This window comes from Bradyrhizobium sp. SZCCHNR1002 (assembly GCF_032381435.1).
Lineage (GTDB): Bacteria > Pseudomonadota > Alphaproteobacteria > Rhizobiales > Xanthobacteraceae > Bradyrhizobium > Bradyrhizobium aeschynomenes.
In genome coordinates this window covers 160531-184253 of sequence record NZ_JAUHIS010000004.1, presented here as the reverse complement: position 1 = coordinate 184253, position 23723 = coordinate 160531, and the positions used below count along the sequence as shown (strand labels likewise).

Annotated in this window: 21 protein-coding genes; 11 read left to right on the top strand and 10 right to left on the bottom strand. The window is 66.6% G+C overall.

From position 1 onward, the window contains the following. Positions 1-54: 54 nt before the first annotated feature. The 3 genes from QX108_RS20535 to QX108_RS20525 are packed head-to-tail and all read right to left on the bottom strand — an operon-like array spanning position 55 to position 4554. Positions 55-552: a PRC-barrel domain-containing protein gene (locus QX108_RS20535; RefSeq protein ID WP_315782716.1), complete on the bottom strand. Its 498-nt coding sequence runs from the start codon at positions 550-552 to the stop codon at positions 55-57. Continuing rightward, on the bottom strand, positions 549-2750 hold the full coding sequence (locus QX108_RS20530) for an amylo-alpha-1,6-glucosidase (RefSeq protein WP_315782718.1): 2202 nt from the start codon (positions 2748-2750) through the stop codon (positions 549-551). Before QX108_RS20530 ends, QX108_RS20535 begins: the two co-directional genes overlap by 4 nt. A gap of 40 nt (positions 2751-2790) precedes the next feature. Next, the gene (locus QX108_RS20525) at positions 2791-4554 is read right to left on the bottom strand and encodes an ABC transporter ATP-binding protein (RefSeq protein ID WP_315782720.1); all 1764 of its coding nucleotides are present in this window, start codon (positions 4552-4554) and stop codon (positions 2791-2793) included. Between the two features lie 288 nt (positions 4555-4842). Here QX108_RS20525 and QX108_RS20520 point away from each other — a divergent pair, with 288 nt between their 5' ends. Next, a complete protein-coding gene (locus QX108_RS20520; protein ID WP_315782722.1) occupies positions 4843-5913 on the top strand; it encodes a glycosyltransferase family 4 protein in 1071 nt (356 codons plus the stop codon). A gap of 52 nt (positions 5914-5965) precedes the next feature. On the opposite strand, the gene QX108_RS20515 is transcribed toward QX108_RS20520, so the two are convergent. The 5 genes from QX108_RS20515 to bioB form a co-directional block, all read right to left on the bottom strand. Continuing rightward, the gene (locus tag QX108_RS20515; RefSeq protein WP_315782724.1) at positions 5966-7909 is read right to left on the bottom strand and encodes an alkyl/aryl-sulfatase; all 1944 of its coding nucleotides are present in this window, start codon (positions 7907-7909) and stop codon (positions 5966-5968) included. Between the two features lie 88 nt (positions 7910-7997). Beyond that, positions 7998-9260 carry an adenosylmethionine--8-amino-7-oxononanoate transaminase gene (locus QX108_RS20510; RefSeq protein WP_315782726.1) on the bottom strand — a complete coding sequence of 421 codons (1263 nt, stop codon included), beginning with the start codon at positions 9258-9260 and terminating at the stop codon, positions 7998-8000. Beyond that, positions 9257-9889: a dethiobiotin synthase gene (gene bioD / locus QX108_RS20505; protein ID WP_315782728.1), complete on the bottom strand. Its 633-nt coding sequence runs from the start codon at positions 9887-9889 to the stop codon at positions 9257-9259. Before bioD ends, QX108_RS20510 begins: the two co-directional genes overlap by 4 nt. Next, positions 9871-11028, bottom strand: coding sequence for an 8-amino-7-oxononanoate synthase (locus QX108_RS20500; RefSeq protein WP_409998536.1), 1158 nt, complete (start codon positions 11026-11028; stop codon positions 9871-9873). The genes bioD and QX108_RS20500 overlap by 19 nt, the downstream gene beginning before the upstream one ends. A 90-nt stretch (positions 11029-11118) precedes the next feature. Next, a complete protein-coding gene (gene bioB / locus QX108_RS20495; RefSeq protein ID WP_315782732.1) occupies positions 11119-12168 on the bottom strand; it encodes a biotin synthase BioB in 1050 nt (349 codons plus the stop codon). Between the two features lie 116 nt (positions 12169-12284). Here bioB and QX108_RS20490 point away from each other — a divergent pair, with 116 nt between their 5' ends. Continuing rightward, the gene (locus QX108_RS20490) at positions 12285-12920 is read left to right on the top strand and encodes a GntR family transcriptional regulator (protein WP_315719075.1); all 636 of its coding nucleotides are present in this window, start codon (positions 12285-12287) and stop codon (positions 12918-12920) included. A gap of 195 nt (positions 12921-13115) precedes the next feature. Here QX108_RS20490 and QX108_RS20485 read toward each other — a convergent pair whose 3' ends face one another. Further along, the gene (locus QX108_RS20485; protein ID WP_315782734.1) at positions 13116-14186 is read right to left on the bottom strand and encodes an NAD-dependent epimerase/dehydratase family protein; all 1071 of its coding nucleotides are present in this window, start codon (positions 14184-14186) and stop codon (positions 13116-13118) included. A gap of 18 nt (positions 14187-14204) precedes the next feature. Between QX108_RS20485 and QX108_RS20480 the strand changes: the two genes are divergently transcribed. Next, positions 14205-14936, top strand: a complete 732-nt coding sequence (locus QX108_RS20480; protein WP_315782736.1) for a TetR/AcrR family transcriptional regulator — start codon at positions 14205-14207, stop codon at positions 14934-14936. 142 nt (positions 14937-15078) lie between these two features. Here QX108_RS20480 and QX108_RS20475 read toward each other — a convergent pair whose 3' ends face one another. Further along, complete coding sequence (locus QX108_RS20475; RefSeq protein WP_315719072.1) at positions 15079-15522, bottom strand: CBS domain-containing protein; 444 nt, start codon at positions 15520-15522, stop codon at positions 15079-15081. A 498-nt stretch (positions 15523-16020) separates the two neighbouring features. Here QX108_RS20475 and QX108_RS20470 point away from each other — a divergent pair, with 498 nt between their 5' ends. From QX108_RS20470 to soxA, 8 genes are all read left to right on the top strand, one after another. Then, positions 16021-17415, top strand: coding sequence for an MFS transporter (locus tag QX108_RS20470; protein WP_315782738.1), 1395 nt, complete (start codon positions 16021-16023; stop codon positions 17413-17415). Between the two features lie 140 nt (positions 17416-17555). Beyond that, the gene (locus tag QX108_RS20465; protein ID WP_315719070.1) at positions 17556-18005 is read left to right on the top strand and encodes a (2Fe-2S)-binding protein; all 450 of its coding nucleotides are present in this window, start codon (positions 17556-17558) and stop codon (positions 18003-18005) included. Between the two features lie 10 nt (positions 18006-18015). Next, the gene (locus tag QX108_RS20460; RefSeq protein WP_315782740.1) at positions 18016-20199 is read left to right on the top strand and encodes a xanthine dehydrogenase family protein molybdopterin-binding subunit; all 2184 of its coding nucleotides are present in this window, start codon (positions 18016-18018) and stop codon (positions 20197-20199) included. Between the two features lie 55 nt (positions 20200-20254). After that, the gene (locus QX108_RS20455) at positions 20255-21532 is read left to right on the top strand and encodes an NAD(P)/FAD-dependent oxidoreductase (RefSeq protein ID WP_315782743.1); all 1278 of its coding nucleotides are present in this window, start codon (positions 20255-20257) and stop codon (positions 21530-21532) included. Continuing rightward, positions 21516-21962 (top strand): sulfur oxidation c-type cytochrome SoxX, encoded by a 447-nt coding sequence (gene soxX / locus QX108_RS20450; RefSeq protein WP_315782745.1) that lies wholly within the window; start codon positions 21516-21518, stop codon positions 21960-21962. The genes QX108_RS20455 and soxX overlap by 17 nt, the downstream gene beginning before the upstream one ends. A 6-nt stretch (positions 21963-21968) precedes the next feature. Then, complete coding sequence (locus tag QX108_RS20445) at positions 21969-22457, top strand: SoxY-related AACIE arm protein (protein WP_315782746.1); 489 nt, start codon at positions 21969-21971, stop codon at positions 22455-22457. Then, the gene (gene soxZ / locus QX108_RS20440; RefSeq protein ID WP_315782748.1) at positions 22457-22777 is read left to right on the top strand and encodes a thiosulfate oxidation carrier complex protein SoxZ; all 321 of its coding nucleotides are present in this window, start codon (positions 22457-22459) and stop codon (positions 22775-22777) included. The genes QX108_RS20445 and soxZ overlap by 1 nt, the downstream gene beginning before the upstream one ends. Next, complete coding sequence (gene soxA, locus QX108_RS20435; protein ID WP_315782750.1) at positions 22774-23550, top strand: sulfur oxidation c-type cytochrome SoxA; 777 nt, start codon at positions 22774-22776, stop codon at positions 23548-23550. Before soxZ ends, soxA begins: the two co-directional genes overlap by 4 nt. The last annotated feature ends 173 nt before the right edge of the window (positions 23551-23723 follow it).

Genomic DNA, 23723 nt, shown 5'->3' with positions numbered 1-23723 from the left:
AACTCCCCGCCATGATCCGCTGCACGGGCGCAGAGCGGACTCACACACATCAACTCAATGATCGAAATCCCAGGGGGACAGCTTGCCGGCTGCGCCAAGCACGACGACAGGCTTGTCCTCCTTGTATTCGGGTGCGGCCTTGACCTGCTCCTTGGTGAGGTCGAGGGTCACCCGGTCGCTCTTCTCGGCGATGTGCTTGAAATCGAGCGCGGTCCAGTCGACCACGATCTTGCGGCTGCCGACGCCGAGAAAGCCGCCGAAATCGATCACGGCGGCACGCACGGTGCCGGTGAGATCGACGATGACGTCGACGATGTGGCCCATGTCCTCGCCGTTCGAGCTGCGCACGTCACGGCCCAGCACGCCATGCGCATCGCGGGCGCCGAGAATGGTTACCGAAGGCGGCGGTGCCGGCTCCTTGGCAGGCACAGCCGCATCCTTGGCGGGCGCCGTCGGCGCCTGTGCATGGCCAGTCGTGGCGCACCCCAGCAGCAGCCACAGCACGGCGAAACCGACGGCGCCGCCGCGCCAATTCCGTTTCAGCCCCGTCATTGCGCCAGCACCAGCGAGACCTGGATCTGGCCGCGCCGCCGCAGCACCTCCATGGAGACATCCTCGCCATGGCGGCGGATGCGCAGGTCGATCGCCGAACCGCCGAGCCTGAGATCGCGCAGCACCACCCAGTCCAGGAACGCAGGCAGGCGCGGATTGCGCAGACGGATCTGGCCGCGCTCCGCGTCGAATTCGAGCCCGAGGGCTGCTTCGAGCAGGGTGAACGGCGTCGCGCTGGCCCAGGCCTGCGGCGCGCAGGCCACCGGATAGAGCGTGGGACCACGGTGCTTCTCGCGCCGGAAGCCGCAGAACAGCTCGGGCAGCCGGCGCAGATCCATGTAGGAGGCCGCTTCGAACAGGCCGCGGAACACCTGCTCGACGGCATGCTTGAGGCCATAGCGCGCCAGGCCGAGCGCGATCAGCGCATTGTCGTGCGGCCAGATCGAGCCGTCGTGATAGGACATCGGATTGTAGCGCGCCTCACCGCAGGCCACGGTGCGGATGCCCCAGCCGGAGAAGAAATGCGGCCGTAGCAGATCGGCGGCCAGCTTACGGGCGCGATCCTCGCGCACCATGCCGCTGAACAGCAGCTGCCCGGCATTGGAGGTGCGCACCCGGCACGGCTGCTTGGTGCCGTCGAGCGCGAGCGCATAGGTGTTGAGCTCCTCGCACCAGAAGGCATCCTCGAAGCGCTCGGCGAGCAGCGCAGCCTCGGCCTGGAGCCGGTCCGCCATGTCGGCTTTGCCGAGCCGGCGCGCGCAGCGCGCGGCCAGCTGCTTGCCGGCGAAAACGTAGCCCTGCACCTCCGCGAGCGCGATGTAGCCTTCGGCAAGGCGGCCGTCGGCATGGAACACCGCATCGTAGGAATCCTTCCAGCCTTGATTGGCGAGCCCCTGCTCGGACGCACGCTGATATTCGACGAAGCCGTCGCGATCGGGATCGCCCGGTCCGTCGATCCATTTCAGCGCCTGCTCGATCGCCGGCCACAGCTCCCGCAACGTGTCGATGTCGCCGGTACGCTCGATGTAGAGGCCCGCGAGCAGCACGAACAGCGGCGTCGAATCGACGCTGCCGTAGTAGCAGGCGAACGGCACCTCGCGCAGCGCCGCCATCTCGCCGCCGCGCATCTCGTGCAGGATCTTGCCGGGCTCGGCATCGGCAAGCGCGTCGGTCCGCTTCGCCTGATGGCGCGCGAGCCGCCGCAGCACGCCGCGGGCGATGCGCGGATCGACCCACAGCATCTGCATCGCCGTGATCAGCCCGTCGCGCCCGAACGTCGTCGAGTACCAGGGAATGCCGGCATAGGGATATCGTCCCTCCGGCGTATCCGTCATCAGGATGTTGAGATCAGCCGCGGCCTGGCACAACACCTCGTTGAGGATGTCGTTCGACGTCTCGATGCTGGTCGCCCCCTGCGTGCACCGGCGCATCTCGCGGCGATGAGCGAGCAGGCTGCGGAAGAAACGGCCCGGCGGCTCACCGGTGCTGGCGTTACATGTCACGGCAATGAACAGCGACGTCGATTGCTGCGGGTCGAGCTCGAAGTGATAGGTTGCGACATCGATCGTGAGCCGGGACGGACGCGGATCGAAATGCAGCGCCGTCGTGCGGATCGCGCCGTCGAGCCCGCGATAGTCGAGCATCACGTCCGACGGTCCCATCAGGCGGCCCGAGCCGCTGCCGCGCCGCGCCCGCACGGTTCCGCGCACCTCGAACAGATCGGCGAAGTCATTGTCGAAGCTCAGCTTGAGATCGAAGCTGGCGCGGCGATCGCCGTGGTTCTGCAGGCCGATGCGCTGATAGGCCGTGCCGCGCCACAGGAAGATGGTGCGCACGATGTGCAGCATGTCCTTCGGCAGCACCAATCGGCCCTGCTCGTAGATGTCCGGGTTTGTCAGATCGATCGTCAGCGCCGAATTGTCATCGCGCAGGCTCGATCCGAGCAGCAGCGGCTGCACTTCGTCGAGCGTCAGCTCGAGCCGAGCGAGATAGCGCGTATCGGCATTGAACAGTCCGTCCGGCCCGCCCGCCGACGCGCCGATGTCGCCATGGCCGTCGAGCACGATGAAGGTGTCGTCGTGCTTGAGCGAGCGCCGCGGACGTGCCGCGGGTCCCGTCATCGGAATGTAGAACGGCTGCTCCGCCGGCTCGTCCAGACCGGCCATCGATGTACGTGTGCTTGCGAGCTCGGCCGACATGTTGACCTCGTGCGATGTTGAAGCGCGGCGCCGCGAACGGTCAGGCGGCGAACTTGGCGAGCCGGTCGATCTCCTGAGTGACCAGTTCCCGATACGGACCCTCGCCCTGCATGAGCCGGTCGGGCGCGCCATCCTCGATGATCGTGCCTGATTTGAGCACCACGACGCGATCAAAATTGCGCAAGGTCGCAAGTCGATGCGCGATCGCGATCACGGTGCGGCCGCGCATCAGACGGCTCAGCGCTTCCCGGATCGCCTCCTCGGACTCGCTGTCGAGCGCCGCGGTCGCCTCATCGAGCAGCAGGATCGGCGCATCCTTGAGGAACGCGCGCGCGATCGCGATGCGCTGGCGCTGGCCGCCGGACAGCTTGACGCCGCGATCGCCGACCATGGTCTGCAATCCCTCGGGCAGCGTGTCGACGAAGTCGCAGCGCGCCGCGATGGCCGCCCGGAGCACCTCGTCATCGGTCGCGCTCGGCCGGCCGTAGCGGATGTTCTCCAGAATCGAGCGATGGAACAGCGAGATGTCCTGCGGCACCACCGAGATCGCCTCGCGCAGGCTCTGCTGCGTGACCTTGGCGATGTCCTGGCCGTCGATCGTGATCCGGCCGGCTTGCGGATCGTGGAACCGCTGCAACAGCGTGAACAGGCTCGACTTGCCGCCGCCGGATTGCCCGACAAGGCCGACGCGCTGGCCCGGTTGCAGGCGCAGCGAGAAGTTCTCGAACAGCTTGTGCCCGCCGGGATAATGGAAGGTGATGTCGTGAAAGGCGATGGCCGCGCCGCTCTTGACCAGTGGCTCGGCCTCGGGGTGATCGCGCAGCTCGTGCGGCTGCAACAGGGTTGCGATGGCCTCGCTCATGCGCGCGACGTGCTGGGTCACGTCGACCAACGCCACGGCCAGATCACGCGTCGCATTGAGGATGCACAGGCCGAGCGTGCAGACCAGAACGACATCCCCTGTCGTCGCTCCGCCCCTCTGCCACAGCGAGATCGCCCACGCCATCAGCGCCACCGTCAGCACGATCGTCACCGTCGCGTGCAGGATGCGCAGCTTCTCGAGGTAGCGAAGGCTGCGCCCGCGCGCCTCCAGCTCCTTGTCGACGGTCGCATCGAACCGATCATGCTCGTGGCGCAGACCGCAGAACGCGCGCACCAGCGGCATGTTCGAGATCACGTCGACCATCTCGCCATCGACCATCGCCGCCTTGTCGGCGAAATCATCATGCAGCGGCTTGCCAGCAGCGGCAAGCCGGAACATCGCCATGACCATCATGGCCGCAATGAACAGCAGGCCAATGGCCATGGGACCGCTGACGGTTCCAATCAGGCAGATCGCCGCCACCGTCGCGAGACATGGCGGCAGCACGTTCCAGACGAACATGTTCTCAACCGTGAACACGGCATTCGACGTCGCCGTGATGCGGCTCGACAACATGCCCGGCAGGCGATCGCCGAAGTAGCTGGGAGAATGTCCCGTGAGATGACGGAAGATGTCGCGACGAAGGTCGCCGGTCACGCCCACGAAGGTGAAGCTCGCGATCCAGCTCGCGACGCGCCACAGAATATTGTCCGTGGCGATCAAGGCGATCAGCAATGCAAAGGCCGACCACACGCTGCTGCTGCCGCGCACGCCCGCGGAGAGGCTATCGACGAGGAACTTCACGCCATATTGCGTGCCTACCGAACAGGCAACGGCACCGGCGACCGATGTCAGAATGACGATGTGAGCTGCCTGACGTTTGCGCAGATAGCGCATCACGAAGGGGAAGGGCCGGTGCGCGTAGCCTGATAGCTGATCCATGTCTGTCCCGTACGACTGTTCGCAACACACCCGCTGCGGCGAGATGAACGGGGCCTGGTTTCTTCGGTTCCCCGGAGTATCGGCACAGCCGCCCTGCTGCATCTGCATGATCGCGTGCCGAACGGGTTCGAAGACGATGCGGGCATCAATGAGACGCGTGGGAACACGTTGTGTCGAAGAAAGAGTGATCGCAGCACCGGAACTTCACCACTGCGACCACGTTCCCGCTGCGGCAGTGCCGGTGCCGATTGGGGGCTTCATCCATGATCACGAACAGGAGACGGTGAGATGCGCATTGCGCAGGTTGCTCCATTGACGGAGGCCGTGCCTCCGAAGCTCTACGGCGGCACTGAGCGGGTCGTTCATTGGTTGACCGAGGAGCTCGTGGCCCTCGGTCACGACGTCACGCTGTTCGCCAGCGGCGATTCGCAAACCTCGGCGAAGCTCTCTCCGACATGGCCGAAGGCGCTGCGCCTGGACGGATCCGTCAGAGACCCGAACGCGCTGCACATGGTGATGCTGGAGAGCGTCCGCCAGAAATGCGACGATGAAGAATTCGACATCCTGCACTTCCATCTCGACTACTACCCGTTCTCGCTGTTCCACCGGCAACCGACCCCGTTCCTGACCACGCTGCATGGCAGGCTCGATCTGCCGGAACATCAGCCGGTGTTCGCCATGTTCAAGGATGTTCCCGTCATCTCGATCTCCGACTCGCAGCGCCGCCCGGTGCCGAATGCCAACTGGGTGCGCACCGTTCTGCATGGATTGCCCGAGCAGCTGCTGATGCCCCGGCCGGTGACGCCGAGCTATCTTGCGGTGCTCGGCCGCATCGCGCCGGAGAAGGGCGTCGACCGCGCCATCAAGATCGCGATGCGCTGTGGCATCCCGCTCAAGATCGCCGCCAAGGTGGATCGCGCCGATCAGGATTATTTCGATCAGCTGATCTCTCCGCTGATCCGGGGCAACCCGCTGGTCGAGTATATCGGCGAGATCGGCGACCACGAGAAACCGGAGTTCCTGTCCGGCGCGCTCGGGCTGTTGCTGCCGATCGACTGGCCCGAGCCATTCGGCCTGGTGATGATCGAATCGATGGCCTGCGGCACGCCGGTCATCGCCTACAACCGCGGCTCGGTTCCCGAGGTGATCGACGACGGCGTCACCGGCTTCGTCGTCGAGGACGAGCTCAGCGCCGTCGCCGCCGTGGGCCGCCTCCGCGATCTCAGCCGCGCCGGCGTGCGCGAGCGGTTCGAGCAGCGCTTCACCGCGCGGCGCATGGCGCTTGATTATCTCGCGGCCTACCGCCGTCTGATCGAGCGCGCCGAGCCGCGCATCCGGCTGGTCAGCAGCGCGGAATGATCGACGCATCACGGAGGTCGGTGACCGGACGGGCCGACCTCCTCCGTCTTTCTCAAGTCACCTTCGCGCGCTTCGGCTCGACGATCTCGAACATCCGCGGAAACTCGTCCATCAGCGACATCAGTTCGGCGAGCCGCATCGGATTGCCCACGAAGCTGATCTTGCCGGCAGCGACGGCTTCCGGAAAGGTCGTCGCCTTGGCGATGATCTCGTCAAGCGTGGCGCGCGCCAGGGTGAAGCCGGCGTCGGCCGTGGAAGCCTGCACCCCCACGGCATAGGTCAGCGCGCAGTTCTGCAAGGTGAGCATGAAGCGCTCGCCGGTGTCGGTGAAGGTCCAGTTCAGGACGATGTGCTTGCCCTCGGCCTTGGGTCCGTTCAGGCGCACGCCGAGCACATCCCATAATTGCTCGGTGCGCAACGCGGCCAAGGTCTCGCGCGGCATGCCCGGACGTGCCGGCACCTCCGGCATGCCGTGACGGAGCTCCTGCGCACCGAACAGATAGGCGTTGCGCCAGGTCGCGCTTTCGGCGGCATAGCCGAGCTGCTCCAGCGTATCGGCGAGCAGCGCACGGGCCTCGGCGTTGTCGGGCTCGGCGAACACGAGATGAGAGACGACCTGCGCCACGAAACGGAACTCGCCCTTCGCGAAGTCCTCGCGCGCCCGTGCCAGCAGAGGCTCCGCGCCGCCCATATAGGCGACGTACTTTCTGCCGGCTTCGACCGGCGGCAGCGGATCGAGATTGACCGGGTTGGCGTCGTACCAGCCGAGATATTTCTGATAGATCGCCTTCACATTGTGGCGGATGTGGCCGTAATAGCCGCGCGCGTGCCATGCGCCTTCAAGGCTTTTCGGCAGCGTGATCTGCTCGGCGATTTCATTTGCCGTCAGGCCGTGATTCATCAGCCGCAGGGTCTGGTCGTGCGCGAACTTGTAGAGGTCGCGCTGCTCACGGATCATGCCGTCGATGCGGCTGGCGCCCCAGACCGGCCAGTGATGCTGGCCGCACATCACGTCGGCCTTGCCGCCCCATAATTGCAGGGCCTCGCCGAGATATTTCGACCACGCCAGCGCGTCGCGCACGTCGGCGCCGCGAAACGGCAGCAGATTGTGGAAGTTGTGCGTGCAGTTCTCGGCGAGGTTCAACAGCTTGTAGCGCGGCACGAAGAAATGCATCTCCGCCGGCGCCTCGCTGTTCGGCGCCATCTGGAATTCGAAGCTGACGCCGTCGATGGTCCTGGTGTCGCCGGTCGCCATGATCAGATCATTTGGCCGCAGCAACGCCACGCCGCCCGCCGCCATCGTCTTGCCAAGCCCGCAATCGACATGCCCCCTGGGACCTTTCGCGAGCAGCGGCCCGAACTGATACTGCGCCCGGCGCAACATCGCGGGACCCGCGATGATGTTCTCGGACACGGCGTGCTCGATGAACAGGTTGGGCGCGATCAGCGGCACGCGGCCGCTGGTCACGGCGTCCTCATCCACCACCCCGCGGGCGCCGCCCCAATGATCGGTGTGGGTATGCGTGAACATCACGGCCATGACCGGCCTCGTGCCGCGATGCTGATAGTAGAGATTGAGCGCAGCGCGCGCGCCCTCGATCGAGGTCAGCGTGTCCACGACGATGACGCCGGTGCGGCCCTCGATCAAGGTCATGTTGGCGATGTCGAGCCCGCGCACCTGGTAGACGCCGGGGACCACCTCGAACAGGCCGTGATGCATGTTCAGCTTCGCCTGCCGCCACAGACTGGGATTGACGGTCGGCGGCGCATCCTCGGCGTCGAGGAAGCCGTAGGGTTCGAGGCTCCAGACGCTGCGCCCCTGCGCCGTCGTGACCTTGGCCTGGTCGATGGTGCCGAGAAAGCCGCGCGCGGCATCGTCGAAATCGGCGGTGTCGTCGAACGGCAGCGTCTCCAGCGTCGCCTGCTGCGCCGCACTGACGGCCAGGCTGGCCTCCTTGGTCTCCTTGGCGCTGCCACCGCCGGCCGGTGCGTTCATGACTGCCTCCTCCCCGCAACGAACTTCGTTCGTACGATGCTAATGCGGGGACTCGTGAAGCGCAAATTGCGCCCGGCGGAACGACTCCTCAGAGCACGTGATCGACGGCCGCGTCGATCGCCGAATAGATCGTATCGAGATCATCCGACGTGACGCAATATGGCGGCATCACGTAGATCGTGTGCCCGAGCGGCCGCAGCAGCACGTCGCTGTCGCGGAAGAACGCCTGGAGCTTCGGCCCGACCTCGGCGAGATAGCCGGGCTCGTCGGCATGGAGATCGAGCGCCGTGATGGTGCCGCACTGCCGGAGATCGGAGAAACGCTCATCGTAGCGGAAGCGGGCCAGGCAACGCTGCTGCGCTGCCACGACCGCGGCGACCCGCGCCGGCGTCTCGGGCTGGCGCCACAGCTCGAGATTGGCTGATGCCGCCGCGCACGCGATCGGATTGGCGGTGTACGAGCTGGAATGGAAGAAGGTTCGTGCGCGATCGGCCGCGAGATGCGCCTCGAAGATGGCGTCGTTGCAGAGCGTCACCGCGAGCGGCAGCGTGCCGCCGGTGAGCCCCTTCGCGTAGCAGGCGATGTCGGGCGCGATGTCCGCCTGCGCGCAGGCGAACGGCGTCCCGGTGCGGCCCCAGCCGGTCATCACCTCGTCGGCGATGAACAGCACGCCGAACGCACGGCAGATCCGATGCATCTCGCGCAGCACGGCGGGCGGGTACATCAGCATGCCCCCGGCGCCGAGCACCAGCGGCTCGACGATGAAGGCCGCCGGACGATCCCGGGCGCAGATCGCGGCCAGCGCATCGAGCGTCGCCTGCTCGCGGCCCTGAGCCGGAAACGGCACGACCGCCACGTCGAACAGCAGCGGCTCATAGGCGGCGTTGAACACGCCGCGCGCACCGACCGACATCGCGCCGATGGTGTCGCCGTGATAGGAATGCTGCATCACCACGAGGCGCGTGCGCGGCGCGCCGATGTTCCTGAAATAGCCGAGCGCCATCTTCAGCGCGACCTCGACGCTGGTGGCCCCGGAGTCGGAGAAGAACACGTGCGCCAGGCCGGCTGGCGCAAGCTCCAGCAGGCCTGCGGCGACCTGCTCGGCCGGCTCGTGGGTGTGCCCGGCGAAGATCACCTGATCCAGCCGTTCGGCCTGCGCCTGGATCGCGCGCACGATATGCTGACAACAATGACCATGCGTGACCACCCACCACGAGGCGATGGCGTCGATGATGCGCCGGCCGTCGGCCGCATGGAGATAGGCGCCCTCGCCGCGCACGATCGGCGTCATCTGCGGCTGCAGTGCATGCTGGGTGAATGGATGCCAGATCGGTGAAGCCGCGCCTGTCATCGCTCGAAGTCCATCCGCCGAAATTCGTCTCTGAAGGCCCGCTGCAGCGAGGAGCCGGTGAGCGGCGCGAGCCAGGGCAGGCGGCCGAGACGCTTGACCGCGCCGAGACGGCAGATCGTCGCCTCGCCGTCGGGATTGGCGTCGCCGACGAAGGCCACGCCGAGCATGTCGATGCCGCGGCTGCGCAGCGCCGCCAATGACAGCAGCGAATGGTTGATGGTGCCGAGGCTGGTGCGTGCACACAGCACCACCGGGCACCGCCAGCGGGCGAAGACGTCGAGATACAGCGTGTCGCCGTCGAGCGGCACCATGACGCCGCCGGCGCCTTCGATCACGATCGGCACGTCGCCCGAGTCGGGCGGATCGAGGCGGAGCGGATCGATGCTGATCCCGTCGAGGCGCGCCGCCAGATGCGGCGAGGCGGGCGTGGCCAATCGGTAGCGTTCGGGGATCACACGGTCGTCGGCGAGCCCGGCGAGCTGCTGGACACGGCGCGAGTCCGTCGCCTCGGCAAGGCCAGCCTGCACAGGCTTCCAATAGCGGGCGCCGAGCAGCGCCGTCAGGCCGGCCGCGAACACGGTCTTGCCGATGCCGGTGTCGGTGCCCGTGACTACGATGCGCTGCGCCATCGCTGCTCTCCTTCGAGCTCGACCAGCGCGTCGAGCAGCGCCGCGATCGCGGCCTCGTCGACGTTCAAGGTCAGTGACAGCCTGAGACGCGCCGTCCTGGCGGGCACGGTGGGCGGCCGGATGCCGCGGATGTCGAAGCCGCGCTGCTGCAGGCCGCCGGCAAGAACCATCGCCCGCGCATTGTCGCCGACGATGTAGGGGATGATCTGAGAGGACGACCAGGTCCGGCCGAAGCGCGCGGCGATCTCGCGATGCGCGAACGTCACCAGTTGCGCCAGCCTCTGCTGCCGCTCCGGCTCGTCCAGCAGAATCGCCAGCGCCTCCAAGACGGCCACAGCCATCAGCGGCGATGGCGCCGTGGCAAAGATGAAGGGACGGCAGCGGTTGACCAGCGTCTCGCGCAGCATGCGATGCGCCGTGACCAGCGCGCCCGCGGCGCCCAGCGCCTTGCCGCAGGTGTGCACGATGACCGTGTCGTCGCGGCCTTCGAACCGGGCGGCAAGGCCCCGCCCCTGCGGACCGAGCACGCCGGTCGCATGCGCCTCGTCGATCAACAGGAAGGCGTCGTGCCGTTCAGCCACCGCGATCAGATCATCCAAGGGCGCGATGTCGCCATCCATGCTGTAGAGGCTTTCGACGACGATCCAGGGCCGGCCGACGCCGCCGTCCCGGCGCCAGATCATGATCGCATCCTCGGCGGCCTGCGCATCGTTGTGGGTGAACTGACAGATCTCGGCGCGGCCGGCGCGCGCACCCTCGTGGGTGCTGGCGTGGACGAGCGCGTCGAGGAGCAGCAGATCGTCACGTTGCGGCAGCGTCGTGAGCACGGCGAAATTGGCGACGTAGCCAGAGCCGAAGAACAGTGCGCCGTCGGCGCCGAAGAACCGCGCCGCCTCCACCTCGAGCCGTTCGTGCTCCGCGCAATTGCCGCGCAGCAGCCGTGAGCCGCCGGCGCCGACCGGCGTGCCCGCCTCCATGGCCGCGGCGACCGCGCGCTTGATACGCGGCGACTGAGCGAGGCCAAGATAGTCGTTGGAGGAGAAATCCAGACCCGACCTGGGCACGAGCCGTCGCAGCCGGTCATCGGCCGCGAGCGCCTGGAGACCGTCGGCATAGATCGCCAATCTGTTCGAAGGCATGGTCATCGCTGCGCCCCTCGGTCGGTCGACGGCAAGGATCGGCACCACGCGGCAAGCCGCGCGCGTCGTGATGCTGATGAGATGTTCGGATCAGGCCGCGGGCGAAACGTCGGCGGCGTGGCCTCCGCCCCTGGTGCCGGCGCGCGCCGACAAGGACGATGTCATGCCGAGCCGCGCGAGCAGATCCGCGTCGCGTGCGGCCAGCGGATTGGCCGTGGTCAGCAGCACGTCGCCGATGAAGATCGAGTTGGCGCCGGCCAGCAGGCACAGGGTCTGCAGCTCGTCGCTCATATACTGCCGGCCGGCGGACAGGCGCACCACGCTCCGTGGCATCATGATCCGCGCCACCGCGATCAGCCGCACCAGCGCGATTCCGTCGGGCCGCGCCGCCGTGTCGTTGACCGGCACGCCCTTGACCTCGTTCCACATGTTGATCGGCACGCTGTCCGGGTGCGCGGCGAGATTGGCGAGCAGAACCAGCATGCCGAGCCGGTCCTCGACCTCCTCGCCCATGCCGATGATGCCGCCGCAGCACGTTTTGATGCCGGCCTCGCGCACATGCGCCAGCGTGTCGATGCGGTCCTGCAGGGTCCGCGTGGTGATGATGCGGTCGTAGTACTCGGGCGAGGTATCGACGTTGTGGTTGTAGTAGTCGAGCCCGGCCTGCTTGAGCCGCTGCGCCTGCGGCGGCGTCAGCATGCCCAGGGTCACGCAGGTCTCCATGCCCAACCCCTTCACCGCGCTGACCATGTCGCAGACCTGGTCGAGATCACGGTCCTTCGGGCTGCGCCAGGCCGCGGCCATGCAGAAGCGCTCCGCGCCGGCGGCCTTCGCGCGCCGCGCGGTCGCCACGACGGCATCATGGTCCATCAGCCTGGTCGCCTTCAGCCCGGTGTCGTAATGCGCGCTCTGCGAGCAGTAGCCGCAATCCTCCGGGCAGCCGCCGGTCTTGATGCTGAGCAGGCTCGCCGTCTCCAGCCGGGTCGGATCGAAATGCCGGCGATGCGTGGACTGGGCGAGAAACATCAGGTCCGGAAACGGCAGGCCGTACAGCGCCTCGGCCTCGTCCCTCGTCCAATCATGACGCACAGCGTCGCCATGCTCGATCTGCTGCGACGACGAGCGGCTCACCTCGGCCATGTTCATACTCCAAATTATAGATTTTCATAGATATTATCTATGAAAGTCGTCCAGCTCAGACCGTAGGATACCGCAGCTTCCCCCGCATCAGGTTTTTTGATAGATAATCTATCATCATGCAGGACGAAAACGTCACCACGGCGCATCGCATCGCCGAAGCGATCACCGAACGCATCGTCAGCGGCGCCCTGCTCCCGGACGCGCCGCTGCGGCAGGACCACATCGCGCGCGAGTTCAACTCCAGCCACGTGCCGGTGCGCGAGGCGTTCCGGCAGCTCGAGGCGCTCTATCTCGTGGTCGCAGCGCCCCGGCGCGGCGTGCGGGTGGCGCCGCTCGATGCGAAGTCCACCAAGGAGATCGTCGAGATGCGCGTCGCGCTCGAAGTGGTGGCACTGCGCAATGCCGCGCCGCGCTACACGCCGGCGCATCTCGCCGCGATCGAACTCGCGCTGATCGAGGGCGACAATGCCGAGACCATCCAGGAATTCGAGACCGCCAACCGCGCCTTCCACCGCGCGCTGGTTGCGCCCTGCGCGATGCCGCGCCTGCTCGCGAGCCTCGACGGACTGCGTCTCGCCAATTCGCGCCTCGTGCTCACCATGGCCCGCACCGCCGGGTGGCGCCCGCGCAGCAACGGCGATCACCGCCTGATCCTGCAGGCGCTGCGCGAGCGGCAGATCGGTCATGCGTGCGAGCTGCTGACGCGGCATAACCAGACGATCGAGCGGCTGGCGCGCCCGGTCGGCGCTTAGCTCTGCACAGCGACTTGGACGTTCGGTTAGATCAGGGGCAGCTGACGTCCGGCCTGGTCAGGCTATTTGGCGGTCCTTGATCGTAGGTGTTGGTCCGTGCAGACGCGCGCGGCGGCAGCACGCTCGCGCGAAGGCGGCAGGACTTCGATAACGGGACTTCCGACAAGCAGGCACCGAGACGGCCTGATAAGGTCGTCACGAGGCAACGCTCGCGCGGCGTTCGACCTGTGGGGCATACGCACCAGCGAACTTTGGCTGGGTCTTCCGCATCGCGGACAGCCCTTCGTGCATCGTGATCTGCGGCGTGTAGCCCAACTCGGCTTGAGCCTTTCGGATGCTGATTGTGAACGGCTGGCCGATAAGGCGTAACATTTGCCGCGTAATCGGCGGCTCGCCCTTCATGCGCAGTCCACGCCACGCGGCGCCCATGATGCCAGCGGCGATCCAGGCCATCCTGAACGAGATCGCCTTGTCCGGTGCAGTCACCTCGCGCGTGGCAAGCAGTGATGAAATGAAGCTTTTCAAAGTGCTCCGCTCGGCATCCGCGACGAAATAGGCGTGGCCGCCCCGACCCGCGTCTGCGGCGAGAAGCAGAGCATGACACAGATTGTCGATATGACAGCTCGACATGGCCTGTTCGCCGCCGGAGACCCACTGCCATCGGCCGGCATGGACCGTCTGCACCATGTGATCAAGGGTCGGCATCTCGCCGCCCCAAATGAACGGTGGCCGCAGTGCGACTGTCTCCAGACCTGGCCTCGCGCCGTTGGCGGCAAGCAAGGCGCGCTCACCTTCGGCCTTCGATGATCCATAAGGCGAGAACGCGCGCGTCTGCAGAGGGAGGCTCTCGTCGACATCGAACATGGGTTCGGGATCACCCATGACAACGGCCGCAGCGCTCACTGCGACCACGCGGCGCACGCTGGTCGTCGCAGCTGCAGCGTTGACGACCGAGCGCGTCCCTTCGACGTTGACCGCATCGAACACCTTCGGCTGCCCCCAAAGCTTGAAATGCGCGGCGACGTGGAACACGACCTCGCACCCATCCATCGCCTGTCGCAGCGATTGTTCGTCGTTGAGTTCGCCGGGGACGGGACTCGCTCCGAGGCTCTTCACCTTCGCCCCGCTGTCGGCGCTGCGGGCGAGCGCGCGCACCTGCCAACCCTCGCTGAGAAGACGCGCGATCAGGCGACTTCCGACATAGCCTGAGCCACCAGTGACAAGCGCGAGGCGCGGAGGGCGGGGCGATGAAGCAGCGGCAGTCATGACGGACCTCTTCGGTTGATGTCCAACCTTGATGGCCGCCCGTTCAAAAGTCAACGAACATATTTCATATTTTGTTGGTTTGCGTATTCAGGCACGCATCGCTATTGTGAAATGACCATGAAATCGAAGGCTTCCAACCCCACAACCCCTTCCCCTGACGACGAAAATTCGTTTCGGGCGCAGATCCTCGATGCCGCACGTGACCAGGTGCGACGTCATGGCGAAGCCAAGACCAACGTTGTCGATGTCGCCCGAGCCATGGGCACGTCACACACGACGATCTATCGCCACTTCCGCTCCAAAGCTGACCTCTTCGATGCCCTGGTCATCGAGGCCATGCGTGATGAGGAAGAAATGGCTGCTCGCTTCGCGGAGGCTGAAGGACCTTTCGCAGAGCGGATAGAGGGCATGGTGCTTGCGCTGCACGCACGCAAGCGCGAGCGCTTCGCTGCCGATCCAGAAGTCTACGGGCTGTACCGTCGCATCGTGGAGGAGAGGCCGGAGATCATCGCGGCCTATTCTCGGGCCATGACGTCGCTCATCGCCCGCATTCTTGCTGACGCGAAAAGACGCGGTGAAATAAAGGTCGACGATGTTGATGCTGCAGCCGGCGTCGTACGAGATGCAGTCACTGTTTTCGTTCATCCCGCTCACGTCGCAGCTGCGGCTGCAGCCAATCTTCCGAGCGAGCAAATGGCTCGCAACGTCGTCCGAACGCTCTGTGCTGGTTTCCGCGCCGGGCTTGATTGAAGGCGAGCAGGATCGGCCGACGCCGTGCGACGCATCGCATCCGCCTACGGTCTTCGACCTCTGAAGCGGGACGTCTGCGCAAGGACACTCGTTGTTGCCCCACCAGAATCCGCTGTGGTCATCAGCGGACACCGGTCGCCTGTCAGCCCCCTGGGCCGTCCTTCATGATGTAGCCCATCAGGTCGTCGACGTTGTGCTCCAGATCCCGGATGATGTTCTTGACGACGTCTCCGATCGAGATCACGCCAACCACCCTGCCCGCGTTCAGCACCGGCAGATGGCGAAAGCCGCGCTGGGACATCATCGCCATGCAGCTGTCGAGCCGGTGGTCCGGTCTGACTGTCACCGGGTTGGCCGTCATCACCTGGCCGACCGGCGTCTCCTTCGCATCGAGCCCAGGCAGCAGCACCTTGATGGCGCAGTCACCCTGGGTGACGATACCGACCAGCACGTCGTCGTCGATGACCAGCACCGACCGGACCCGATGGTCGCGCATCTGGCGCAAGGCTTCGACGACCATGTCGCGGGACCGAACATGGATGAGGGCGCCACTCTTCTGCGCCAGAGCGTCTTTGACTGTGCTCATTGATCTCCTCGTGGGCTCCCTGCCTTGTTCTGCCTTGCTGGCCAGTTTGTATCGGAAGATAGTCGAAATAGATGGCCGCGTCAGCACCGTGACGATGCCGCCGGCGAGGCCATGAGCACGCGGACCGCACTCTCCCCCGCGTCGTTCCGGGGCGCGCGGAGCTTGAGGCCGACGCAGTCGGCCGCAAGCGCAGCACGAGCCCGGAACCCATACCCTCAGGACATCGTGTGAGGCAGGCTGGTGGTGGGCGTCTCGCGCCCCACCTCCGTCCGTGGTTATGGATTCCAGGCTCGTTCGCGCTGCTTCAAAACGGCTGCGCCGTTTTGCGCGCGAATGCCCCGGAATGACGGAGCAAGACGGGGTTAGCTCCTTCTGCATGGGCCACCTCGCGTTGCAGCCTGACGCATACGGCCATGCGCCAGCGACGGCTGGGGCTCTCACCCGCCCCCGTGTACATGCTCATCCGAGACGCGCTCACCAAAGGCCCAAAAGGTCCCCATGTCCAACCGCCACCACGCTTCGAAGCTCGCCGGCGACGGCGCCGATGGCCTGCCAGCCAGCCAACGGCCCTGGGCGATCGCGGCGATCTTCACGGCGCTGTCGATGGCCTCGCTCGACGTCGCCATCGCCAACATCGCGCTGCCGTCGATCTCCAATGATCTCCACGTCTCGCCGGCCGAGGTGGTCTGGGTCGTCAACATCTATCAGATCGCCCTCGTCGCCACCCTGCTGCCGCTCGGGGCGCTCGGCGAGATCGTCGGCCACCAGCGCATCTATCTCGGCGGCCTCTTGCTGTTCACACTGGCCTCGGTCGGCTGCGCGCTGGCCTGGTCGCTGCCGACATTGGTGATCGCCCGCGCATTGCAGGGGCTCGGCGCCAGCGGCATCATGAGCGTCAACACCGCGCTGGTGCGCTATATCTATCCCGGCAAGATGCTCGGGCGCGGGCTCGGCCACAATGCGCTGGTGGTCGGCATCTCCTTCACCTTCGGGCCGACGATCGCCTCGGCCATTCTCTCGCTCGGCTCCTGGCCGTGGCTGTTCGCGATCAACCTGCCGTTCGGCCTCATCGCAATCGCCATCGGCATGAAGATGCTGCCGAAGACGCCGCGCGCCGAGCACGCCTTCGACTTCCTCGGCGCCGGCCTCGCCGCGCTGTGCCTCGGTCTCTTCATCACCGGCATCGGTAGCGCCGCGCATGGCGCGACACCGGCCATGGTCGTGGCCGAACTGGTCGGCGCGCTGGTGCTCGGCATCATCCTCGCGCGGCGGCAGGCTGATCATCCCGCGCCGATGCTGCCGATCGACCTGTTCCGCCGCGGCGTGTTCGCACTGTCGGCGGCGACGGCGGTGTGCTCGTTTGCAGTCCAAGGCCTCGGCTTCGTGTCGCTGCCGTTCTACTTCGAGGACATATTGCAGCGCTCGCAGGTCGAGACCGGTTTCTTCATGACGCCCTGGCCGCTCGCCGTCACGATCATGGCCCCGATCGCCGGGCGGCTGTCCGATCGCTTTCCCGCCGGCCTGCTCGGCGGCATCGGCCTCGTGATGCTCGGAACCGGCATGGCGCTGCTCGCCACGCTGCCGGAGAACCCGAGCATTCCGAACATCGTCTGGCGGATGCTGATCTGCGGCATCGGCTTCGGCTTCTTCCAGGCACCGAATATGAAGGCCATCATGTCAAGCGCCCCGCCCCATCGCAGCGGCGGCGCCAGCGGCATCGTCGCGACGGCGCGGCTGACCGGCCAGACCACGGGCGCGGCGCTGGCGGCGCTGTGCTTCAGCCTGGCCGGTCGCGAGGGCGCGACCATGGCGCTGGCGCTCGGCGCGGGCTTTGCGGCGCTCGGCAGCGTGATGAGTTTCCTGCGGCTGGCGGTGGCGCCGCCGCGAGGCTGATGAGTTCGAGCAAACTCCAACCCCGACCCATCACAGATCTTCCGCGCCCCAAACGCATATTCTTGATTTGAAGGATTCCAACCTTCGCGCCACAGTGCGCCCATCAGTTCAACTGGCGAGTTGAACGAAAGGGATCTGCGATGGCAAACCTGACGATTAACGGCAAAGTTTTTGATCTCGACGTCGAGCCGGACACGCCGCTGCTGTGGGCGATCCGCGAGAACGCCGGACTGACCGGCACCAAATATGGCTGCGGCATCGCACAATGCGGCGCCTGCACCGTGCATCTCGACGGCAGCGCCGTGCGCTCCTGCGGCGTGACCGTCTCGGAAGCCGTCGGCAAGCAGATCACTACCATCGAGGGCCTCGCGGCGGACAATGGCCTGCACAAGGTGCAGCAGGCCTGGCTCGAGAACGACGTTCCGCAATGCGGCTACTGCCAGAGCGGGATGATCATGGCCGTCGCGGCGCTGCTCAAGGACAATCCGAAGCCAAGCGACCAGGACATCAACGACGCCATCACCAACATCTGCCGCTGTGGAACCTTCGCGCAGGTGCGCGAGGCGATCCACGCCGCGGCGAACGCCTGAGGAGGCCGGCATGAACCAGCACGTGACGCCGCGCCTCAACCGCCGCTCCTTCGTCATCGGCACCGCCGCACTCGGCGGCGGCTTGGCGCTCGGGCTCGACATTCCCTTTGGCGGGCCGCAGGTGGTGCGCGCCGCCGATGGCTCGCCCGAGGTCAACGCCTGGGTCGTGATACGGCCTGATGACACCGTGGTGATCCGCATCGCCCGCTCCGAGATGGGCCAGGGCTCGCTGACCGGTCTCGCCCAGCTCGTCGCGGAAGAACTCGCCTGCGACTGGAGCAAGGTCACGACCGAATATCCGACGCCCGGCCAGAACGTCGCGCGCAAGCGTGTGTGGGGCGATTTCTCCACCGGCGGCAGCCGCGGCATCCGCTCGTCGCAGGACTATGTCCGCAAGGGCGGCGCCGCCGCGCGCATGATGCTGATCCAGGCCGCCGCCGACGCGTGGAAGGTGCCGGTCGCCGAATGCACCGCCGCCAACAGCGTCATTACCCACAAGGCCTCGGGCAAGACCACCACCTACGGCAAGGTCGCGGAGGCCGCTGCGAAGCTCACGCCGCCTGCCGACGTCAAGCTGAAGGATCCGAAGGACTGGACCCTGATCGGCAAGGGCGTGAAGCGGCTCGACACCGCCGACAAGGTCACGGGCGCGATGATCTATGGCGCCGACATCAAGCTGCCGAACATGCTCAACGCCGCGATCAAGGACTGCCCGGTCACCGGCGGCAAGCTCAAGAGCTATGACGAGGCCAAGATCGCCGGCATGAAGGGCGTCAAGAAGGTGATCGCGATCGACGGCACCGCGGTCGCCGTGGTCGCCGACACCTGGTGGCACGCCAAGACCGCGCTCGATGCGCTGCCGATCGTGTGGGACGAAGGTCCGAATGCAAAAGTCTCGTCGGAGTCGATCGGCAAATGGCTGGCGGAAGGTCTGGAGTCCGGTCCGGCCTTCGTCGGCAACGAGAACGGCGACGCGAAGGCGGCGCTGGCTGGCGCGGTGAAGAAGGTCGAGGCGGTCTACAATTATCCCTATCAGAACCACGCCACGATGGAGCCGATGAATGCGACTGCGCTCTACACGCCGGAGCGCTGCGAGGTCTGGTGCGGCACGCAGAATGGCGAAGCGGCGTTCGCCGCGGTGCTCGAAGCCTCAGGCCTGCCGGCCGACAAATGCGAGGTGCACAAGCTGATCCTCGGCGGCGGCTTTGGCCGGCGCGGCCAGACCGATTACGTCCGCCAGGCGGTGAAGATCGCGAAGGAAATGCCGGGCACGCCGGTCAAGCTGATCTGGTCGCGCGAGGAGGACATGACGCATGGCCGCTATCATCCGATCACGCAGTGCAAGCTGACCGGCGGCTTCGACGCCGACAACAACCTGACCGCGCTGCACATGCGCATCTCCGGCCAGTCGATCCTGTTCAGCCTGCGCCCCGATGCGCTGGTCAACGGCAAGGACCCCGCGACCTTCCAGGGGCTGGCGCCCTCGGGCGAGGCGACGATCGGCTATTCCGTGCCGAATTTGCTGATCGAACATTCGATGCGCAACCCGCACATCAATCCGGGCTTCTGGCGCGGCGTCAACGTGAACCAGAACGCGATCTATCTCGAATGCTTCATGGATGAGCTCGCCAACGCCGTCGGCCAGGACCCGCTGGAATTCCGCCGCAAGCTGATGAGCAAGAATCCCAAGCATCTCGCCGTCCTCAACGCCGTCGCCGAGAAAATCGGCTGGGGCACGCCGGCGCCGGAAGGTGTCTATCGCGGGCTGGCGCAATTGCACGGCTATGGCAGCTACGTCGCTGGCGCGGCCGAGATCTCGGTGATCGACGGCAGCAAGATCAAGATCCATCGCATCGTCGCCTCGACCGATCCGGGCTACGTCGTCAACCCCGCACAGGTCGAGCGGCAGATCGCAGGCTCGTTCGTCTATGGCCTGTCGGCGCTGTTCTATGGCGGCTGTACGGTGAAGGACGGCCGGATCGAGCAGACCAATTTCGACAGCTACAACTCGATGCGCATCGCCGAGATGCCGAAGGTGGAAGCGATCATGATCCCGAGCGGCGGCTTCTGGGGCGGTGTCGGCGAGCCGACCATCGGCGTCGCCGCGCCTGCCGTGCTGAACGCGTTCTTCGCCGCCACCGGCAAACGCATCCGCTCGGTGCCGCTGCGCGACCAGAACATCACCTTCGCATGAGAGACGCGGCGGCGGCCGTTCGCAGCAATGGCCGCCGCCGTGCTAGTCTGAACCCATGACGTTCACCCGATCGCGCACGCGCAGAGAGGTCGGCGGCCTGATCGCGGCAAGCGTCGCGATGATCGCCGCCCCTGCCGTGCTGCGCGCGCAAGCCGCGGCCCGCGTCGTCGTGATCGGCGGCGGTTTTGGCGGCGCGAGCTGTGCCCGCGCATTGCGCGCGGCCGATGCCAGGCTCGATGTCACGCTCGTCGAGGCCAACAGGACATTCACCTCGTGCCCCCTGAGCAACGAGGTGATCGCCGGCCTGCGCGACATCCATGCGCAGCAGTTCGGCTACGACAGGATCGCCGCCGAGGGCGTCCGCGTCGTGCTGCAGGCGGCCACGGCGATCGATGCGCCGGCGCACAAGGTCACGCTCGCCGACGGCGCCACCATCGCCTATGACCGCCTGGTGCTGGCGCCGGGCATCGACATCGACGTCACGGCGCTGCAGGGCTATGACGAAGCCGCGTCGATGGCGATGCCGCACGCCTACAAGGCCGGCGAGCAGACCCTGCTGCTGCGCCGGCAGATCGCGGCGATGCCGGACGGCGGCACCGTGGCGATCGCCGTCCCCGCCAATCCCTCGCGCTGCCCACCGGCGCCCTATGAGCGCGCCAGCCTGATCGCGCACCATCTGATGGCGACCAAGCCGAAGTCGAAGGTGCTGATCCTCGACGCCAAGGACGGCTTCTCGCAGCAGAGGCTGTTCGAGCAGGCATGGAAGGATCTCTACCCAGGCATGATCGAGCGCATTCCGCTCTCGCAGGGCGGCCGCGTCACCGGCGTCGACGTGGCGAGCCGCACCGTCATCACCGAGTTCGGCAATTACACGCCCGACGTCGCCAACATCATCCCGCCGCAGAAGGCCGGCCGCATCGCCTCGCTCGCCGGCGCGGCCGACCGCACCGGCTGGTGCCCGATCGACGCGGCAACCTTCGCCTCGAAGCTGCTGGCCGATGTCCACGTGATCGGCGATGCCTGCCTCGGCGGCGGCATTCCGAAATCGGCCGGCGCCGCGCAGGCGCAGGGCAAGACGTGCGCGGCGGTGATCGCGCGCGACCTGATGGGACGACAGGTCGAGCGGCCGCCGCTGACGGGCATCTGCTACAGCCTGGTCGCGCCGGACTACGCGTTCTCGCTGTCGGGCCTGTATCAGCCCAAGGGCGACCTGTTCGCCGAAGTCGAGGGCGGGCACAGCAGCCCCATCGACGCGCCGCGCGCGACGCGCGCATCGGAGGCCGAGGAGGCAACGAGTTGGTTTGAGGCCTTGACCCATGATGCCTTTGGCTAGCCGGCTCGTCCTGTTGATCCTCGCCGCCCTGCCCGCGACCGCCGCTGCGCAGGCGCTGAAATCCACGACGATCGTCGGCGACGGCATCCCGGACTCGCTCACCGGCCTGCCCGGCGATTCTACGCGCGGCCGCGCGCTGGTGCTCGCGCGCAGCTCGACCTGCATCCTCTGTCATTCCGGTCCGTTTCCGGAGGCACGCTTCCAGGGCGATCTGGCGCCGAGCCTCACGGGCGCGGGCAGCCGTTCCACGCCCGCGCAGCTGCGGTTGCGGCTGGTCGATGCCTCCAGGCTCAATCCGGATACGATCATGCCGTCCTACTACCGCGCCGACGGCCTGACGCGCGTCGGCTCCGCCTGGCGCGACAAGCCGATCCTGTCAGCGGAGCAGATCGAAGACATCGTCGCCTATCTCGCGACCCTGCGCGAGTGAGCCCATATGGACAGCATGATCGCCCCGCTTTCCCTGTCTCGCCGCCATCTGCTGCAACTGGCCGGAACCGCCGCTGTCGCGGGCGCGCTGCCGCTCGTCACCGTTCGCCCCGCGCAGGCCACGCCGGCGATGCTGTCGTCCGCGATCCGCAACCTCGTCGGCGAAGCCAAGGTGACCGTCGGAAAAGTCCGGCTCGACATCCCGCCGCTGGTCGAGAACGGCAACACCGTGCCGATGACGGTCAGCGTCGATCATCCGATGACGCCCGAGAGCTTCGTCAAGAGCATCCACGTCTTCAACGAGAAGAACCCGCAGCCGAACGTCGCGAACTTTTTCCTCGCGCCGAGCGCCGGCCGCGCCCAGGTCACGGCCCGCATCCGGCTCGCCGACACGCAGAAGGTGGTCGCGATCGCAAAACTCTCCGACGGCTCGTTCTGGTTGGCGACCGTCGACGTCATCGTCACGCTCGCCGCCTGCACCGAGGAGATGCCGTGATGCCCACAGCCCTCGTCAACGTGCCGCCCAAGGCCAGGCGCGGCGCAGTCATCGAGATCAAGACGCTGATGAGCCACGTCATGGAGCCGGGCTATCGCCATACCGCTGCGGGCGAGGCCATCCCGCGCGACATCATCACCGGCTTCACCTGCAGGTTCAACGGCGCCGAGATCTTCCGCGCCGATCTCTATCCGGCCATCGCCGCCAACCCGTTCCTGTCGTTCTTCACCACCGCGAGCGAGAGCGGCAAGTTCGACTTCGAGTGGATCGGCGACAACGGCTTCGTCGCCACCGCGTCGGCAGTGATCACGGTCGAATGACGCCGCGCGCCCTCCTCGCTGTGGCTCTGCTCGGCGCAGCGCTGCCCGCGCTGGCCGGCGAGATCGCGACCGCTGACCGCCGCTCCGGCTATGACTTCATGTCGCCGGAGACCAAGGCGATGCAGGACGACGACACCACCAATCCCGCGATGCTGTCGGTGCTCGACGGGGAGACGCTGTGGACGACCAGCGCCGGCGCCGCCAGCAAATCCTGCAGCGATTGCCATGGCGCGGTCGACGTCAGCATGAAGGGCGTCGCCGCGCGCTATCCCGCCTTCAATGCCGCCAGCACCGCGCCGGTCGATCTCGGCCAGCGCGTCAATCTCTGCCGCAGGCAACATCAGGAGGCGGCGGCCTTTGCGCCTGAGAGCCGCGAGCTGCTCGCGCTGACGGCGCTGATCGCCAGGCAGTCGCGCGGCATGCCGATCAAGGCCGGGGACGATCCGCGGCTGTCGCCGTTCGTCGCGCGCGGCCGCGAGCTGTTCGTTCAGCGCCAAGGCCAGCTCAACCTCGCCTGCGCCAATTGCCACGACGACAATTGGGACAAGCACCTCGCGGGATCTTCCATCACCCAGGGGCAACCGACCGGCTATCCGATCTACCGCCTGGAGTGGCAAGGCATGGGCTCGCTGCAACGCCGCCTGCGCGGCTGCATGACCGGCGTGCGCGCGCAGGCGTTCGACTTCGACGCGCCCGACATGATCGCACTGGAGCTGTATCTGATGTCGCGCGCGCGGGGCATGACGATGGACGCCCCGGCGGTAAGGCCTTGAGCTAGTGCTTCTGAGCAGAAGCCGCTATCAGCGCGGGCGCTTCAACCTCTTCCCGCCCTTTGCGGGGAGAGGTCGGATTGCGCAGCAATCCGGGTGAGGGGCATGGCACATAAGTAGCTCAGAATGCGGCCCATCGGACGGGCACGTCGACTCCGCGCTGTTAGCGAAAGTAC